The organism is Melaminivora jejuensis, assembly GCF_017811175.1.
Taxonomy (GTDB): domain Bacteria; phylum Pseudomonadota; class Gammaproteobacteria; order Burkholderiales; family Burkholderiaceae_C; genus Melaminivora; species Melaminivora jejuensis.
Map to the genome: position 1 here is coordinate 3,374,397 of NZ_JACWIJ010000002.1, position 15,650 is coordinate 3,390,046.

Genomic DNA, 15,650 nt, shown 5'->3' on the forward strand with positions numbered 1-15,650 from the left:
AACGGATGTCATGCAGCGCCCTGGCGGCGGGCGGTCGGAATGCGGCGCAGTGCCTGCGGCGAATGCGGATCGAGCTCGGGCGGCACCTGCGGCTCGGGCTGGGCCTCCAGCAGCGCCTTGGAGCTGCGCATGGCGGCCTTCAGGCGATAGACGTAAGCCAGCACCTGAGCGACGGCGGTGTAGAGCTGCGTCGGGATGGGCTGATCGAGCTCGGCGTGGGCGTACAGCGCGCGCGCCAGCACCGGCGACTGCAGCACCGGCACGTCGTGCTGGCGCGCCAGGTCGCGAATCTTGAAGGCCAGCAGATCTGTGCCTCGGGAGATGACCTGCGGCGCGGCCATGCTGGCCTCGTCGTACTTGAGCGCCACGGCGTAGTGCGTCGGGTTCATGAGCACGAAGTCGGCCTTGGGCACGGCGGCGATGCTCATGCCGTCGGCGATCTCGCGCGCCTTCTGGCGCATCCGGCCCTTGAGCTGCGGGTTGCCGTCGGAGTCCTTGTGCTCCTGCTTGACCTCCTCATGGCTCATCTTCAGGCGCGACTTGAAGAAGAAGGCCTGCAGCGGCACGTCCACCACGGCGAACAGGAACACCACCAGCAGAAGCAGCGCCATGCCCGAGACGATCCACTGCCCGGCCTGGCGCAGCGCCACCGGCGAGGGCTGCAGCACCAGTTGCGCCATGCGCTCGATGTCGCTGGCCATGAACTTCCAGGCCACGAAGGCCAGGATGGCCGTCATCAAGACCATCTTGGAGACGTTGGCCAGCTGCTGCTTGGAAAACAGGTTGGCAAAACCCTTGATCGGGTTGAGCCGGTTGAACTGCGGGCTGATGGGCTTGAGGCTCAGGATCAGGCCGCCGGCGCCCAGCGCCGCCAGTACCGAGGCCAGGCTGGTCAGCGCGGCAAAGCCGGCACTGCCGGCCACGCCCAGCAGCACCAGGGTTTTCAGGCGCAGCACCATGTCGCCGGGCGAGCGCACGGCCACGGCATCGAACACCAGGCTGTGGCGCATGGCGCGCTGCAGGTGCTCGACAAAGTACGGCAGCAGCACCAGCAGGGCCACCGCGCCCACGCCCAGGATGGCCAGGTGCGACAGGTCGCGCGAGCGCGCGGCCTGGCCGTCCTGGCGGGCCTTTTGCAGCTTGCGCTCGGTTGCGGGGAGATTCTTGTCCTGGGAGCTCATGGTGGCGTGACTTCTGGGTCACGCCATTGTCGGAAACCGCCGGTAAAGCTAAAGCCCGAATAGACGGGTTGCGAGGCCGTATTTCGGGCTTGTCAGGACATTCTTTGCGCTACTTAAAAGATAGCTATTAGCGCTTGCTGGGCAAGGGTTTGCGGCTGTTTTCGTCAAAAGCCCAGGCTGGCCAGCAAATCGTCCACCTGCGACTGGCTGGTGACCACGTCGGGCGTCGCTTCCGGGTTGACGACCGGGCCTTGCAGCGGCTCGGGGGCTGGCATGGCCGGCGCTGCGCTGCCCGGCGGCGCAGTCTGGATCAGCAGCTGCACCAGCTGCTCCTCCAGTGTCGAGGCCAGGCGCACCACGCGGGCGATGACTTGGCCGGTGAGGTCGTGGAAGTCCTGCGCCATCATGATTTCGGTCAGGTGCGTGTCGGCCTCTTGCGTCGCGCCCTCGATGTCCCCCAGGGCGTTATAGACCTCGCCCTTGGCCACGGCGGCCACCGGGTCGGCCACCAGCGCGGCGCGCACGCGGCGGGCCTCGCTGGCGATGTGGTCGTGCTGCGCCTTGGCCAGCTCCACGCGCGAGAGGACTTTTTCGGCCGCCTCGCCGGTCAGCCGGGCGATGTAGGACAGGCGGCTTTGCGCATCGGGCAGCTCGCCCATGCTGCCGCGCAATTGCTGGGCGTAGCCCAGTTCGTTGAGGGCGTTGTGCAACTGGCGCGTGAGCTGGCCGATCTTCAGGTGGACGCTTGTCCCTTCCCCGGCTGTCCCTGCCTCGCTGGCCGCCTGCATGTCACAGCCCCAGCTTCTGGATGATCAGGGTGATCTTCTCTTCCAGCGTGGCCTTGGTGAAGGGCTTGACGATGTAGCCGGCGGCGCCCTGCTGGGCGGCGGCCACGATGTCTTCCTTGCGCGCCTCGGCGGTGACCATCAGCACCGGCAGGTGCTTGAGTTTTTCGTCCTTCTTGATCTCGACCAGCAACTGAAAGCCGTTCATGTTGGGCATGTTGATATCGGTGATGACGAAGTCGAACTTCATGTTGCGCAGCTTGTTGAGCGCAACCACGCCGTCTTCGGCCTCTTCGGCATCGGCATAGCCGCTTTCCTTGAGCAGGTTGCGCACGATGCGGCGCATGGTGGAGAAATCGTCAACGATCAGGAAACGAAGGGCAGAGGACACGAAGGACCCTTTCGGTCGAAATTACAGGGCTGAATACAAAATCGCAGCGCCAAGGCTGCCCGCACGGATTGTCACGATAGCGCAGGCAGGCGGCAAGCAAGGGCTAACTGGCCGGCCCGGGGGCGGCATTGTCGGGTGTTTCGGCAGTCGGCTGCGGCAAGGGCAGGATCGGCAGGGGCACGTTGCGCCTGCCCAGCAGCCGCTCCTCGGCCTCGTGCGTGAGCACGGTGATGGTGATGCGCCGGTTGATGGCAGCGCGTGGGTCTTGCGGCTCCAGCAGGTCGCTGGCGGCCAGCCCGACCACGCGCCCGAGCTTGCCATCGGGCATCCCGGCGGCCACCAGCTCGCGGCGCGAGGCGTTGGCCCGGTCGGCCGACAGCTCCCAGTTGCTGTAGCCGCGGTCGCCATTGCCATAGGGCGTGGCATCGGTGTGGCCGGCCAGGCTGATGCGGTTTTCCACATTGCCCAGTGCCGCGCCGATCTCGCGCAGGATGTCGCGCATGTAGGGTTTGACCAGCGCGCTGCCGCTGTCGAACATGGGGCGGTTCTGGTCATCGACGATCTGGATCTGCAGGCCGTCGGGCGTCACGTCGATGCGGATCTGCGAGCGGTACTCGTTCAGGCGCGGGTTCTCGGTGATGATGGAGTCGATCTTGGCCTGCAGCGTGCGGATGCGCTGTGCATCCAGCCGGGCGCGCTCGGCGCGGGCCTGCTCCAGGCTGGTGCGGCGGTTGGTGGCGTTGTCGGAGTCGGAGCGGCGCACCTGGCCATGCACCTTGGACAGGTCGTTGCCGCCGCCCGGGATCACGCTGGAGCTGTTGCCCGAGCCGTCGCCCCCCTGCATGGCCACCTTCAGCGGCGACGCGAAATACGCGGCGATGCCCTGCAGCTCGCCCTTGGCCGTCGAGCCCAGCAGCCACATGAGCAGGAAGAACGCCATCATGGCCGTCACGAAGTCGGCATAGGCGATCTTCCAGGCGCCGCCATGGTGGCCGTGGCCGCCCTTCTTGACGCGCTTGATGATGATGGGTTGGAGCTTTTTCTCAGACATGGCGCAGCGTTGCGGCAGGCACTCTTGCAGGCACTGTCACTTCTTGCCCTTGACGTGGGCTTCGAGTTCCAGGAAGCCGGGCCTTTCGGTGGAAAACAGCACCTTGCGCCCGAACTCGATGGCCGTGGCCGGGTTGTAGCCCTGCATGCTCGCCAGCAGGGTGGACTTGATGCAGACGAACTCCTTGGCGGCGTCCTCGGCCTTTTGCTCCAGCAGGCCGGCCAGCGGCTCCACCGCGCCATAGGCCAGCAAGATGCCCAGGAAGGTGCCCACCAGGGCCGAGGCGATCATGCCGCCCAGCACGGCGGGCGGCTGGCCGACCGAGCCCATGGTGTTGACCACGCCCAGCACAGCGGCCACGATGCCGAAGGCCGGCAGCGCGCCGGCCAGTCGCGTCAGGGCATTGACGGGGGCGTGCGCCTCCTGGTGGTGGGTCTCGATCTCGGCGTCCATCAGCGACTCGATCTCGTGCGCGTTCAGGTTGCCCGAGACCATCATGCGCAGGTAGTCGGTGGTGAACTCGACGACGTGGTGGTCGCTGCCCACGGTGGGGAATTTCTTGAACAGCTCGGACTTTTCCGGCTCCTCCACGTCGCCTTCGATGGCCATCAGGCCTTCCTTGCGCGCCTTTTGCAAGATGGCGTAGAGCATGGCCAGCAGCTCCATGTAGCGCGCCTTGGTGTACTTGTTGCCCTTGAGCACCTGCGGCAGCGTGGCCAGCGTGGCCTTGAGCACCTTGGGCTGGTTGGTCACGATGAACGAGCCCACGGCGGCGCCGCCGATGGTGATCATCTCGAAGGGCAGGGCCTCCAGCAGAACGTCCATGTTGCCGCCGTGGGCGACGAAGACGCCGAACACGCAGCCGAAGGTGATGATGTAGCCGAGGATGACGAGCATGGTGCGGGCGATTGTGTCAGAGCGCACGCGCAGGCAAACCGAAGATCAGCCGCGCCTTGACCGGCTTATTCGGCCCTGTGGCGCAACTGCCACCGCTCTATGCTGGCGGCCATGAAAGCCGTACTGCTTGCCGGCGGGCTGGGCACCCGCATTTCCGAGGAGTCGCACCTGCGCCCCAAGCCCATGATCGAGATCGGCGGGCGGCCCATCCTGTGGCACATCATGAAGATCTACGCCGCCCACGGCATCAACGACTTCATCATCTGCCTGGGCTATCGCGGCTATGTCATCAAGGAATACTTCGCCAACTACTTCCTGCACATGTCGGACGTGACCTTCGATATGGTGGAAAACCGCATGGAAGTGCACCAGCGCCATGCCGAGCCGTGGCGCGTGACGCTGGTTGACACCGGCGCCGACACGCTGACCGGCGGGCGCCTGCGCCGCGTGCGCGAGTACCTGGCGCCTGATGAACCCTTTTGCTTCACCTACGGCGACGGCGTGGCCGACCTGGACATCACGGCGCAACTGGCTTTCCACCGCGCGCATGGGCGGCTGGCGACGGTCACGGCGGTGCAGCCGCCGGGGCGCTACGGCGCGCTGCTGCGCCAGGGCGACCAGGTCAGCGGCTTCGAGGAAAAGCCGCGCGGCGATGGCGGCTGGATCAACGGGGGCTTTTTCGTGCTGCAGCCGCAAGTGCTCGAACTGATCGCGGGTGATGCCACTTCCTGGGAGGAGGGGCCGATCGAGGAGCTGGCGCACCAGGGACAGTTGCAGGCGTTCGAGCACCGGGGCTTTTGGCAGCCCATGGACACGCTGCGCGACAAGAACCAGCTCGAAGAACTGTGGGCCAGCGGCCGGGCGCCCTGGAAGTGCTGGTGATGCAAGGCCTGAACGCCATGGACGCGCCTGCCTGCACCCCTGCTCCCGCAAGCGCCTTCTGGCGCGGCAAGCGCGTGCTGCTGACCGGCCACAGCGGCTTCAAGGGCGCCTGGCTGGCGTTGTGGCTACAGCGCCTGGGCGCCGAGGTTACCGGTCTGGCACTAGCGCCGGATACCGATCCTGCCCTGTTCACCCTGGCTCGCGTCGGGGATGGCCTGCACGCCAGCATCTGGTGCGACATACGGGGCGCTGCCGCTGTTGCCGGGTACGTGCGCCAGGTACGCCCGCAGATCGTGCTGCACCTGGCCGCACAGGCCTTGGTGCGCGCCGGCTATGCCGATCCGCTGGGCACCTGGGCCACCAATGTGCAAGGCACGGCCCATGTGCTGGACGCCCTGCGCGACCAGCCCGATGCCCGTGTGGCCGTCGTCGTCACCACCGACAAGGTCTATCGCAACCGCGAGTGGGCCTACCCCTACCGCGAGGACGATGCCCTGGGCGGGCACGACCCCTACAGCGCCAGCAAGGCGGCTGCCGAGCTGGTTGCAGCCAGCTACCGCGATGCCTTTTTGGCCGCGCAGGGCGTGGCCGTGGCCACGGCGCGCGCCGGCAACGTCATCGGCGGCGGCGACTGGGCGCAGGATCGCCTGATCCCCGACGCCGTGCGCGCCTGGAGTGCTGCCCGGGAGCTGCTCGTCCGCCATCCCCAGGCCACCCGCCCCTGGCAGCACGTGCTGGAGCCGCTGGCTGCCTATCTGCGCCTGGCTGAAGTGCTGTGGCATGACCCCGGCAAGGCCGGCGCCTACAACTTCGGGCCGCTGCCGCATGAGACGGCTACCGTCGAAAATGTACTCAAAATGGCCTCAAAGGCTTATCCAGCAAGCGCTGTCAGCTATCAAAATCAAAGTCACGCACCGCATGAGGCTGGCTGGCTGGCGCTGGAGACGGCACATGCCCGCCAGGCTCTGGGGGTGGCGCCGCGCTGGGGGCTGCAGGCGGCTGTCGAGCGCGCCCTGGGCTGGTACCGCGCCCAGCAGGCGGGGGCTGATGCACGCGCCCTGTGCCTGGCCGACATCGCCGCCTGGGAGGCTGGCGCATGAGCCGCCTGCGCTGCACCCCGCTGCCGCTGTCCGGCCTGTACCTGGTCGAGCGCCAGCCCCTGGACGATGCGCGCGGCTTCTTCGAGCGTCTGTTTTGTGCTGGCGAACTGGCCGCCTGCGGCTGGACGCAGCCCATTGCGCAGATCAATCGCAGCTGCACGCGCCGCCTGGGCAGCGTGCGCGGCCTGCACTGGCAGCAACCCCCGCACGCCGAGATGAAGCTGGTCGCCTGTCTGCGCGGCGCCGTGTGGGATGTGGCTATCGATCTGCGCGCCGGCTCGCCCACCTTCCTACGCTGGCACGCCGAAGTCTTGTCGGCGGACAACTGCCGCGCCCTGCTGATCCCCGAGGGCTTCGCCCACGGCTTCCAGGCGCTGACGGCGGATGCCGAGCTGCTGTACTGCCACTCCCACACCTACACCCCGGCGGCGGAGGCCGGCGCGCATCCGCTCGATGCACGCCTGGGCATCACCTGGCCCCTGCCGGTGAGCGACATGTCGGCGCGTGACATGCAGCACGCATGGCTGGACGCCTCTTTTCAAGGAATCGTGCCGTGAAGTGCCGCCACTGTGCCAGCACCCTGACGCTGCCCTTTCTCGACCTGGGCAGCGCGCCACCGTCCAATGCCTACCTGGGCGAAGCCGCCCTGCGCGCGCCCGAGGTCTGGTATCCGCTGCGCCTGCTGGTGTGTACGTGCTGCTGGCTGGTGCAGACCGAAGACCATGCCGGGCGCGAAGCACTGTTCACCCAGGACTATGCGTATTTCAGCTCGTTTTCATCCTCTTGGCTGGAGCACGCCCGCCAGTATGTGAGAGCAGCGTGCAAGCGTCTGCAACTGAACGCCGCCAGCACGGTGGTCGAAGTCGCCGCCAACGATGGCTATCTGCTGCAGTACATGCAGCAAGCCGGCATCCCCTGCTACGGCATCGAACCCACGGCCAGCACGGCACGCGCTGCGCGCGCCAAGGGCATTGAGGTGATCGAGCAATTCTTTGGCGTCTCCCTGGCGCACGAGCTTGCCGCCCAGGGCCGCCAGGCCGACCTGATCGTGGCCAACAACGTGCTGGCCCACGTGCCCGACATCAACGACTTCGTGGCCGGCTTTGCGCATTTGCTCAAGCCGCACGGTGTGGCGACGTTTGAATTCCCGCATCTGCTGCGCATGGTGCAGGGCTGCCAGTTCGATACCGCCTACCACGAGCATTACTCGTACCTGTCGCTGACGGCAGTGGCGCGCATTTGTGCGGCCAATGGCCTGTCGGTCATCGACGTGCAGGAGCTGCCCACGCACGGCGGCAGCCTGCGTGTGTGGGCTGTCCGCACGGATGCAGCTCACTACCTCCAGGCGGCGGAGGAGAGCGTGGCGCGCGTGCGCGATGTGCTGGCGAGCGAGCAGGCGGCTGGCATGTTGCAAACCGATTTTTATCGTGATTTTCAGCGTGAAGCCTTGCGTATCAAGCGTGAGCTGCTCACTTTTTTGCTGCAATGCCAGGCAACGGGCCAGCGCGTAGGAGCTTATGGCGCGGCGGCCAAGGGCAACACCTTGCTCAACTTCGCCGGTGTGCGCCCGGATCTGCTGCCCTGGGTGGTCGATGCCAACCCAGCCAAGCAGGGGCAGTACCTGCCGGGCAGCCGCATCCCCATCGTCGATGAGGAGCATCTGCGCCGCGAGCGGCCCGACTATGTGCTGATCCTGCCGTGGAACCTAAAGGACGAGGTGGCGCGACAGCTTGCCTATATCGGGCAGTGGGGTGGGCGGTTGGTGGTGGCGGTACCCAACATGGAGATCTTTTCATGAGTGCTCCGGCACGCATTCCCCTGTCCCGCCCGTCAATCACGGAAAGCGAGATTGCTCTGGTCAATGATGCCGTGCGCCATGGTTGGGGCGAGCGCTGCTATGACTACATCCACCAGTTCGAGCAGGCATTTGCCCAGCATATCGGGGTTCGCCATGCCATCGCCACGTCCAGTTGCACCGGAGCACTGCACATGGGGTTGGCAGCTCTGGGGGTGGGGCCGGGTGATGAAGTGATATTGGCGGACACCAATTGGGTGGCCAGTGTCGCGCCCATCCTGTATCTGGGAGCGAAACCCATCTTGGTGGATGTGCTGCCAGACACCTGGTGTCTAGACCCCGCTGCCGTGCGCGCTGCCCTGACTCCGCGCACCAAGGCCATCATGGCCGTGCATTTGTATGGCAACCTGTGTGCCATGGATGAATTGCTTTGCCTGTGTGAGGAAAAAGGCATTGCACTCATCGAGGATGCCGCCGAAGCCATCGGTTCGATCTACCATGGACAGCGCGCCGGGGCTATGGGGACGTTTGGCGCCTTTTCCTTTCACGGCTCCAAGACTCTGAGCACGGGAGAGGGCGGCATGTTTGTCACTGATGACACACCGTTGTACAAGCATGTGCTCAGCCTGTCCAACCACGGACGAGTGGCAGGACAGCAGCGCCAGTTCTGGCCCGAAATGCTGGGCTTCAAATACAAAATGTCCAATCTGCAGGCGGCTCTAGGCGTAGGGCAATTGCAACGGACAGGAGAATTAGTGGCTCGCAAACGCGAAATTTTCCATCGTTACCAGAAAGCCTTTGGCAATATTGAGGGCGTGACTATGAATCCTGAGCCGCCCGGCATCACCATTGGTGCCTGGATGCCCACGATTGTGATGGCGCCTCAAACAGAGGTGTCGGCCGAAAAAATGTTGCAAGCATTCAAGCTTGCAAACATTGATGCACGTCCCTTTTTCGCTCCGCTATCCACCCTGCCATGGATGGCTTGCAGCGCACATGGAGCTTGGGCTCAAGACTTGTACCGAAGAGCTGTCAATCTACCCAGCTTCCATGATATGACAGAGGCTGAGATTGATAGGGTATGCAATGTTGTAATGCGCACGATTTTAAACAAAAATATTTCACCCTGAAAACGGTTTTGGTGCAAGAAAATGTTGGATCTTGAATTTCAGAAGAATAATGACGCAGGCAGAAAAACGGTAGTTGTATCTCAGCCTATGTATTTTCCATGGGTGGGTCAATTGGAGCAGGTAAGGCTGGCTGATAAATTTATCTTTTATGACGACGTTCAGTTTGCAAGAGGTTTTTTCAACCGAGTCCAAATCAAGGTAGAGAAGGGAAGTCGTTGGATGACAGTGCCCTTGCAAGGCAGGCGTTCGGGTCAGTTGATCAACGAAATACAGATTGATGATCGTGCCGATTGGCGGCGCAGCCACATGGAGATTTTCCGGCAAGCATATCGCGGAGCGCGATTTTTGAATGACGCGCTTGGCTTGATGGATGAGGTTTTCACCAAGAATGCAAAAAATTTGGCTGAGTTGTCGGAATTCAGTGTTCGTGCATTGGTTGATTATTTTAGTGTTGATTCTGCGGGAAAATTCTGCAGGTCATCAGATTTAAAAATATCCGGCTCTGGTAGTCAGAGAATTCTTGATATATGCCGATCGCTGGGGGCTGTAAATTACCTCACGGGACATGGTGCGAGAGGTTATTTGAATCATGCGGGATTTGAATCTGACGACATTGATGTATTTTACGCGGGCTATGAGTGTTTGCCATATCAACAGTTGCATGGAGGATTCAATCCCTATGTGTCTGCACTTGATCTTGTCGCTAATTGTGGGGTAAAAGGGAGGGATGTTATTTCAGGATATCTAATCCCGTGGCGAGATTTTATTCAAAATGATCAGCTGGGAGTGAGTTCGAAATGAAGAGGGACTTGAATGCAGAGGCGTCGGAATACAGGCCGCACGCCTCCACGGAGCTTGAAAATGATCTCATGCTGCGGTGGTACCCCAAGCGAATCATACGACGTGCAGGAAAAGTCGATCGCTTGCTTGAACTGGGCTTGGGGCATGGATTTTCTGCCGAAACTTTCAATGGCATCTGCCGAGAGCATGTAATTATCGATGGCGCTTCTGTTGTCATAAGAAGATTCCTGGACAAGCATCCGGACTTTCAGGGATCCATTGTGGAGGAATATTTCGAGGATTACACACCCGATGCGGCTTTTGATGTGATCGTCATGGGCTTTGTCTTGGAGCATGTTGACGATCCTGATGTAATTTTACGGCGATATCAAAAATATCTTGCCCGGAACGGCAGGATATATGTGGCTGTTCCAAATGCGAAATCCATGAATCGTCGGTTGGGGCTGGAGCTTGGATTGATCGAGGATATTTACGATCTGAATCAGAATGACCTTGCTCTTGGGCATAAGCGCCAATATTGCCGAGAGTCCTTGCGTGCGGCGATAGAGCGGGCTGGCTACAGCGTGACCTACGAGGAAGGCATCTATCTAAAACCTCTTCCGCTTAGTGTCTTGAAAACCCTTCCCGATATGCAGGAAAATTTGGAGGCGATGTTGAAGGTCGGTGTTGAATTTCCTGATCTCTGCGTGGCGTTGTTGATGGAGATTGTCCCCGCTTGACGTGATATTGATTGTGGCTCAAGGGAAAATAAGAAATGGTAGAGTGGAAGGATCGCCTGATAAATGTGTTGGTGACGGGTGTGGGGGCAATCATTGGTCAAGGCATTATTCGCAGTCTGAGATCTTGCGGATACGATGTAAAAATCGTTGGCATTGACCGTAGTGATCGCTCTCCTGCTGTCGAGTGGTGTGATATTTTTATTCCCAAGCCTGCATGTGACGAGGCCGATCTTCAATATTTGAAATTCTGGTGTGATTTGATTGAAGAACATCAAATCAATATCGTGCTGCCGGGATTGGAGGTGGATGTAAATTACCTTGATAGAAATAGATTTTTCATTGTGCAAGGGAGTGATTGTGTCCTTGCTCTGAATTCACATGGGTTGATATCTTTGGCGGAAGATAAATGGCTGATGCATCAATATATGGAGTCGCACGGATTTCCTGTGATTCCAACAATGGTTGATTCAGGGTGGGATGCGGCGGTATCTATCCTGGGAGGTGCGCCTATCCTGCTCAAGCCGCGCCGAGGCAGCGGCTCCAGAGGAATAATGCGTCTTTATGATCTTGAGGATTTTGAGTACTGGACAAGGAAATCCAGGCAGCCTTGGATTTTGCAGCGAATTGTTGGCAGTGACGACGAGGAATACACTGTGGGGGTATTCGGCTTTGGTGATGGATCTGCCTTGGATCCGATTATTTTGCGCAGGCGATTGTCAAGTGCGGGGAGCACGCTGGAAGCCGTTGTGGTTGAAAATGAATTGATTCGGCAGAGAGTGGCGGAGTTGAACTTCTTGCTCAAGCCTGTTGGGCCCACAAATTATCAATTCCGCATGGAAGGTGAAACGACCTATTTGCTGGAGGTGAACCCAAGGTTTTCCAGTAGCAATTCTTTGCGCACTGGCTTTGGGTATAACGAATCATTGATGTCCTTGGATTATTTTTTGCTCAATAAAAAACCACAAATGCCAAAGATAAACAAAGGGACGGCTTGGCGTTATAGTGAGGATTTTTACGTATATGATCGCGCTGCTGTCTGATATTCACAGCAATCTTCCGGCGTTGCAGGCAGTGCTCACCGATGCTAAGGATAATGGCTGTGATGAATTTATTTCTTTGGGTGATGTTGTGGGTTACGGCGCGCAGCCTGGTGAGTGCATTGATCTGCTAAGGGAATGTGGGGCTGTGAATGTATTGGGGAATCACGATTCTTACCTGATAGGCAGGCAAAAATGCTCTCGTTCCAAGGTGGTTGCTGGGATTATTGAATATCAAAGAAATATTGTCACAGGGGGCATTTGGATTGGCTTGAGAGTTCCTTGCCATTTCTTGATCGAGACAACTCTTTGTTTGTTCATGGTGGGCCAAAAAATACGTTGGATCAGTATCTTTATGTGATTGATGAACGGACTGTTCCTGATTCGAAAGGGCGTCTATTCTCGGGTCATACTCATGTTCAGGTACTGATGGAGCTGGCGAGTGGGAAAATATATTGCAATCCGGGTTCTGTTGGGCAACCCAGGGATGGCGATTGTAGGGCGGCTTATGCCATTATCAAGGATGATTGCATCGAATTGAGACGTGTTTCCTATGATATTGATGCGGCTGCTTTTGCAATGCAGTCAGCTGGTTTTGAGGCTTTTATTTATGAGGGGCTATATAAAGGGGCGCAAATCGGTGGTCGCATTGACCGTGTTGTTTATGTGCATGATGTGCAAAAAACTTGAATTTATTTTATTTTAGGATGGAAGTGTCAAAAAAATCAACAAACCCTGAAGTTGCTTTTGCCAAGGAGCGATCTGACCATCTGCAGGCTTACGCCCAGGATAAATTTTTTCAAGGACTGTCTCAAGATTGGTTGCAGGAGTCAATGCGCCGTAGATATGTTTATAATTTTGATTGGCTAGGCCGACCCATTATTCAATATCCCCAAGATATATGGGCGGTGCAGGATCTTGTCTGGCGTGTGCGACCTGATCTTGTGATCGAAACTGGAATAGCGCATGGTGGTTCGCTAATTCTCAGCGCTTCTATGCTGGCACTTCTCGATTTGTGTGACGCGGTAGAGAGTGGGCAGATGCTTGATCCACGCCAATCACGGCGCAAGGTACTGGGTGTGGATATCGAAATCCGAGAGCACAATCGTGTGGCAATAGAGGCCCATCCGATGGCCAGCCGCATTCAGATGATTCAGGGCTCTTCAGTTGCGCCCGATGTGATTCATCAAGTCCATGAGGCTGCCCGTGGATATGAGAGTGTGCTGGTCTTTCTGGATTCCATGCATACCCATGACCATGTTCTGGCCGAACTCAATGCCTACGCTCCACTGGTCTCTGAAGGCAGTTATTGCGTAGTATTCGATACCTTTGTGAATGATATGCCTGCAGGCTTCTTTGCCGACCGTCCCTGGGATGTGGGGAATGACCCAAAGACGGCAGTACGTGCCTGGTTGAAGAATCACCCTAATTTTCGGGTCGATGCAGAGATGGAGCAACGCTTGCAAGTGACTGTTGCTCCTGGGGGTTCCTGCGACGCGTGAGCCCGATGGCTTAATTCCCCTGATGAAACGTGGATGGGTGGAAATTTTTTGTGCCTGATGAGCAAAAAGTTTCACCCCAATAGGCAGAGGCGGCCTGAGCATATTTTTGAGCTTGCTCGACTGCGGGTTCAAGTGCCTTTTCTTGATTGAGTGCTTGTAGAGCTTCTTGCAAGTAGACTCTGCCAAAATCTAGGTGGCCGTGGGCATTTTCGATTTCTGCGAGAACTGTCAGTGCAACCGGATCATGCGGTTTGGCGCACAGGATGCTTTCTGCTAGTTCAGTGGCTTTTATCCAAAATTTGTTGGAAAGAACGTCACTGCCAGCTTGCTGGGTTGCCAGCGGCGGTGGCCCGTTTTTAGCCAAATCTAAAAAATTTTGTAGCTTTTGATAAGTCTGCGACAAGGGGATGCGTGAGCCTGGCGCGACCCCAATCAGGAATTCCTGTGTGTCCGGTGCGGCAGGCATGTTATTCATCAGGTATAGAACACGCTCATCTACTTGGGCTGGCGTCCATTCGGGATGATCAGACTGCTCCAGCCAGTGCAGCCACATGGTACGCAAGGCTTTACCTATCTCATATGCGTAGAGATCCTCGCGCATGACCGAACTGGCCTCGGTTTCCAAGCGCAAATTTTGTCTTAAATCATTTAATGCCGTTATGTCTGCTGCTAGGGTGGAGGCGATGTGGAGGTATTCTTCTTGATTGCGTGCTATCCACTCATGTCTTCCCATGTAAGCTAATATGCTTGAACTCATGCGACCGCGCAGTCCATCGCCCTTGAGCGTCACCAGCGGAACTCCCATCCAAAGCAAGTCATTGGATGATGTTCCGCCTGTGAGTGGAAAGGGATCCAGTGCAATATCTATCCGATGATAGGTGAGGTACTGGTTGGCGGTATTCATGTTGACCAAATCAAGCCGGTCAGCAGGAATTCCCAACAGGGCGCAGCGCTGGGTGTAAGCCGTCCTGATGTCTTCTTTCTCTAGATTTTTTCCTTCGATCAGCAGGCGCGATCCAGGGACGATTTGCAACAGGCTGCCCCACAGGCGAAGGACATCGTCGGTGAGCTTGCCAAGATTATTGCAGGAGCCAAAAGTAATATATCCGTTTTCCAGGGCAGGGGTGGGGCGCACCTGATAGGCGGGTTGGTAGCGCCAGAGTGGATTGCGGATCATGGGCCGATAGCAGGCTGCACGTATAGGTAGCCTGTACAGGCGCTCGGAATACCATTGCTGGGCATCATGAGGATCGAGGATGGCATCGCTGATCCACCAATCCATGGATTTCATGCCGGTGGTTCCTGGAAATCCTATGGTGGATACTTGAACCGGGGCAGGCTTTCGCATCAATGCTAATAAGGCATTGCCGCCTGTGTGTCCGGCCAGATCAATGGCGATGTCGATATCCGCATCCATGATGGTTTGGGCTTGCTTTTCAGCCGACATGCCATGAATACGGATGAATTCATCCACATGGCATTGCACCCGCGTCGTGACTAAATCATCCACGGGATGGTTATAAAAAGCGATGACTTCAAACTGTTGTCTATCGAGTTGTGCCAGTAACCCTTCGGTGAAATACATTACGGCATGATTGCGAAAATCGGGCGACACCACACCAATGCGCAAACGCCGCCAAGGAGAACGATCCTTGGCGGCGAAGCTGGGCCAGTGGGGTTGCAAAGGCTTTTCGAATCTTTCGCTGAAGCTGCTGGCCATTTCCGCCAGATCATTTGCCGTGCAGCTTGGATCAGCCAGCATGAACAGCAGGCAGTTGGTGTACAGGTGCGCTGCATCAGGCACCAAGGAGATGGCCTCTCGGCAATCCTGCACAGCCTCGCGCACCTGTCCGAGCTCACGACGGTGTATGGCGGATTGAGTCAATGCATCAACTCTTTGCAGCGCCCCTGGGCTGTTGCAAGAGCTTGCTGACTGGCCTCATAACCCCTTTCATGCAGCAGCAAGGCATAGCAGCATTGGGACAGTTTTACCCAGCAGATGCTATGTTCGGGACGCAAGGCGACCACTTTTTCCAGCAGCGGCAAAGCTTCGTTATTCAGCCCTTGCATCAACAGAAGATCGGAGTAATTGATCAGCAGCTCGGCATCCTGCGGCCACAGGGCTGCAGCCTTGGCATAGGCCACCAGGGCTGCTTCGATCTTTCCATCCTGGCGCAGAGCGAAACCCAGCAATCGATGTGCCTTGTGGTGTCGCCCATGTTTGCGTATGGCTTGGCGGCACAGCCGCACCAGCAAAGGCCAATTGCTGGCGGCTTGGGCAGCCTCCAGCTTGGGTGACAGATATTCGGGCTGGATGGAGGTAGTCGGTGGCTTCATGAATGGCTGAGGGCTGGACTCACACGGGTTGTGCGATGCGGT

At 58.7% G+C, this 15,650-nt stretch carries 18 protein-coding genes; 11 read left to right on the forward strand and 7 right to left on the reverse strand.

Features of this window, described 5'->3' with window-relative positions; genetic code table 11:
• Window positions 1-8: 8 nt before the first annotated feature.
• The 5 genes from IDM45_RS15815 to motA form a co-directional block, all read right to left on the reverse strand.
• Complete coding sequence (locus IDM45_RS15815) at window positions 9-1,181, reverse strand: EscU/YscU/HrcU family type III secretion system export apparatus switch protein (RefSeq protein ID WP_209423684.1); 1,173 nt, start codon at window positions 1,179-1,181, stop codon at window positions 9-11.
• A 164-nt stretch (window positions 1,182-1,345) separates the two neighbouring features.
• Window positions 1,346-1,969, reverse strand: coding sequence for a protein phosphatase CheZ (locus tag IDM45_RS15820; protein ID WP_209423685.1), 624 nt, complete (start codon window positions 1,967-1,969; stop codon window positions 1,346-1,348).
• Between the two features lies 1 nt (window position 1,970).
• On the reverse strand, window positions 1,971-2,357 hold the full coding sequence (gene cheY / locus IDM45_RS15825; RefSeq protein WP_209423686.1) for a chemotaxis response regulator CheY: 387 nt from the start codon (window positions 2,355-2,357) through the stop codon (window positions 1,971-1,973).
• Window positions 2,358-2,460: 103 nt separating this feature from the next.
• Window positions 2,461-3,408 carry a flagellar motor protein MotB gene (gene motB, locus IDM45_RS15830; protein ID WP_209423687.1) on the reverse strand — a complete coding sequence of 316 codons (948 nt, stop codon included), beginning with the start codon at window positions 3,406-3,408 and terminating at the stop codon, window positions 2,461-2,463.
• Between the two features lie 36 nt (window positions 3,409-3,444).
• Window positions 3,445-4,305, reverse strand: coding sequence for a flagellar motor stator protein MotA (motA, locus tag IDM45_RS15835; RefSeq protein ID WP_209423688.1), 861 nt, complete (start codon window positions 4,303-4,305; stop codon window positions 3,445-3,447).
• A gap of 111 nt (window positions 4,306-4,416) precedes the next feature.
• On the opposite strand from motA, the gene rfbF reads away from it, so the two are divergent.
• Genes rfbF through IDM45_RS15890 form a run of 11 tightly spaced genes read left to right on the forward strand, consistent with a single transcriptional unit; the run spans window position 4,417 to window position 13,271 of the window.
• Window positions 4,417-5,187: a glucose-1-phosphate cytidylyltransferase gene (rfbF, locus tag IDM45_RS15840; protein ID WP_209423689.1), complete on the forward strand. Its 771-nt coding sequence runs from the start codon at window positions 4,417-4,419 to the stop codon at window positions 5,185-5,187.
• A 17-nt stretch (window positions 5,188-5,204) separates the two neighbouring features.
• Window positions 5,205-6,287 carry a CDP-glucose 4,6-dehydratase gene (gene rfbG, locus IDM45_RS15845; RefSeq protein WP_209423690.1) on the forward strand — a complete coding sequence of 361 codons (1,083 nt, stop codon included), beginning with the start codon at window positions 5,205-5,207 and terminating at the stop codon, window positions 6,285-6,287.
• A complete protein-coding gene (locus IDM45_RS15850) occupies window positions 6,284-6,844 on the forward strand; it encodes a dTDP-4-dehydrorhamnose 3,5-epimerase family protein (RefSeq protein WP_209423691.1) in 561 nt (186 codons plus the stop codon). Before rfbG ends, IDM45_RS15850 begins: the two co-directional genes overlap by 4 nt.
• Window positions 6,841-8,085, forward strand: coding sequence for a class I SAM-dependent methyltransferase (locus tag IDM45_RS15855; protein ID WP_209423692.1), 1,245 nt, complete (start codon window positions 6,841-6,843; stop codon window positions 8,083-8,085). The genes IDM45_RS15850 and IDM45_RS15855 overlap by 4 nt, the downstream gene beginning before the upstream one ends.
• Window positions 8,082-9,212 (forward strand): DegT/DnrJ/EryC1/StrS family aminotransferase, encoded by a 1,131-nt coding sequence (locus tag IDM45_RS15860; protein WP_209423693.1) that lies wholly within the window; start codon window positions 8,082-8,084, stop codon window positions 9,210-9,212. The genes IDM45_RS15855 and IDM45_RS15860 overlap by 4 nt, the downstream gene beginning before the upstream one ends.
• A 21-nt stretch (window positions 9,213-9,233) precedes the next feature.
• The gene (locus IDM45_RS15865; protein WP_232653755.1) at window positions 9,234-10,013 is read left to right on the forward strand and encodes a WbqC family protein; all 780 of its coding nucleotides are present in this window, start codon (window positions 9,234-9,236) and stop codon (window positions 10,011-10,013) included.
• Complete coding sequence (locus IDM45_RS15870) at window positions 10,010-10,732, forward strand: class I SAM-dependent methyltransferase (protein ID WP_209423694.1); 723 nt, start codon at window positions 10,010-10,012, stop codon at window positions 10,730-10,732. The genes IDM45_RS15865 and IDM45_RS15870 overlap by 4 nt, the downstream gene beginning before the upstream one ends.
• A 35-nt stretch (window positions 10,733-10,767) precedes the next feature.
• Window positions 10,768-11,772, forward strand: coding sequence for an ATP-grasp domain-containing protein (locus IDM45_RS15875; protein WP_209423695.1), 1,005 nt, complete (start codon window positions 10,768-10,770; stop codon window positions 11,770-11,772).
• A complete protein-coding gene (locus IDM45_RS17995; protein ID WP_209423696.1) occupies window positions 11,753-12,130 on the forward strand; it encodes a metallophosphoesterase family protein in 378 nt (125 codons plus the stop codon). The genes IDM45_RS15875 and IDM45_RS17995 overlap by 20 nt, the downstream gene beginning before the upstream one ends.
• Complete coding sequence (locus IDM45_RS18000) at window positions 12,109-12,459, forward strand: metallophosphoesterase family protein (protein ID WP_267912139.1); 351 nt, start codon at window positions 12,109-12,111, stop codon at window positions 12,457-12,459. The genes IDM45_RS17995 and IDM45_RS18000 overlap by 22 nt, the downstream gene beginning before the upstream one ends.
• Window positions 12,456-13,271 carry a cephalosporin hydroxylase family protein gene (locus tag IDM45_RS15890; RefSeq protein ID WP_411828430.1) on the forward strand — a complete coding sequence of 272 codons (816 nt, stop codon included), beginning with the start codon at window positions 12,456-12,458 and terminating at the stop codon, window positions 13,269-13,271. The genes IDM45_RS18000 and IDM45_RS15890 overlap by 4 nt, the downstream gene beginning before the upstream one ends.
• Before the next feature lie 10 nt (window positions 13,272-13,281).
• On the opposite strand, the gene IDM45_RS15895 is transcribed toward IDM45_RS15890, so the two are convergent.
• Window positions 13,282-15,156, reverse strand: a complete 1,875-nt coding sequence (locus tag IDM45_RS15895) for an O-linked N-acetylglucosamine transferase, SPINDLY family protein (protein WP_233457514.1) — start codon at window positions 15,154-15,156, stop codon at window positions 13,282-13,284.
• Entirely contained in the window at window positions 15,153-15,608 is a 456-nt protein-coding gene (locus IDM45_RS17805; protein ID WP_233457515.1) for a tetratricopeptide repeat protein, read from the reverse strand. Before IDM45_RS17805 ends, IDM45_RS15895 begins: the two co-directional genes overlap by 4 nt.
• Between the last annotated feature and the right edge of the window lie 42 nt (window positions 15,609-15,650).

Excerpts from the sequence above, each read along its gene's own strand:
- IDM45_RS15875 (WP_209423695.1), top strand. The coding sequence starts at position 10,768 with ATGGTAGAGTGGAAGGATCGCCTGATAAATGTGTTGGTGACGGGTGTG.
- motB (WP_209423687.1), bottom strand. The coding sequence starts at position 3,408 with ATGTCTGAGAAAAAGCTCCAACCCATCATCATCAAGCGCGTCAAGAAG.
- IDM45_RS15860 (WP_209423693.1), top strand. The coding sequence starts at position 8,082 with ATGAGTGCTCCGGCACGCATTCCCCTGTCCCGCCCGTCAATCACGGAA.
- rfbG (WP_209423690.1), top strand. The coding sequence starts at position 5,205 with ATGGACGCGCCTGCCTGCACCCCTGCTCCCGCAAGCGCCTTCTGGCGC.
- IDM45_RS15865 (WP_232653755.1), top strand. The coding sequence starts at position 9,234 with ATGTTGGATCTTGAATTTCAGAAGAATAATGACGCAGGCAGAAAAACG.
- IDM45_RS15870 (WP_209423694.1), top strand. The coding sequence starts at position 10,010 with ATGAAGAGGGACTTGAATGCAGAGGCGTCGGAATACAGGCCGCACGCC.
- IDM45_RS15850 (WP_209423691.1), top strand. The coding sequence starts at position 6,284 with ATGAGCCGCCTGCGCTGCACCCCGCTGCCGCTGTCCGGCCTGTACCTG.
- IDM45_RS15815 (WP_209423684.1), bottom strand. The coding sequence starts at position 1,181 with ATGAGCTCCCAGGACAAGAATCTCCCCGCAACCGAGCGCAAGCTGCAA.
- rfbF (WP_209423689.1), top strand. The coding sequence starts at position 4,417 with ATGAAAGCCGTACTGCTTGCCGGCGGGCTGGGCACCCGCATTTCCGAG.
- IDM45_RS17805 (WP_233457515.1), bottom strand. The coding sequence starts at position 15,608 with ATGAAGCCACCGACTACCTCCATCCAGCCCGAATATCTGTCACCCAAG.
- IDM45_RS15820 (WP_209423685.1), bottom strand. The coding sequence starts at position 1,969 with ATGCAGGCGGCCAGCGAGGCAGGGACAGCCGGGGAAGGGACAAGCGTC.
- motA (WP_209423688.1), bottom strand. The coding sequence starts at position 4,305 with ATGCTCGTCATCCTCGGCTACATCATCACCTTCGGCTGCGTGTTCGGC.
- IDM45_RS17995 (WP_209423696.1), top strand. The coding sequence starts at position 11,753 with ATGATCGCGCTGCTGTCTGATATTCACAGCAATCTTCCGGCGTTGCAG.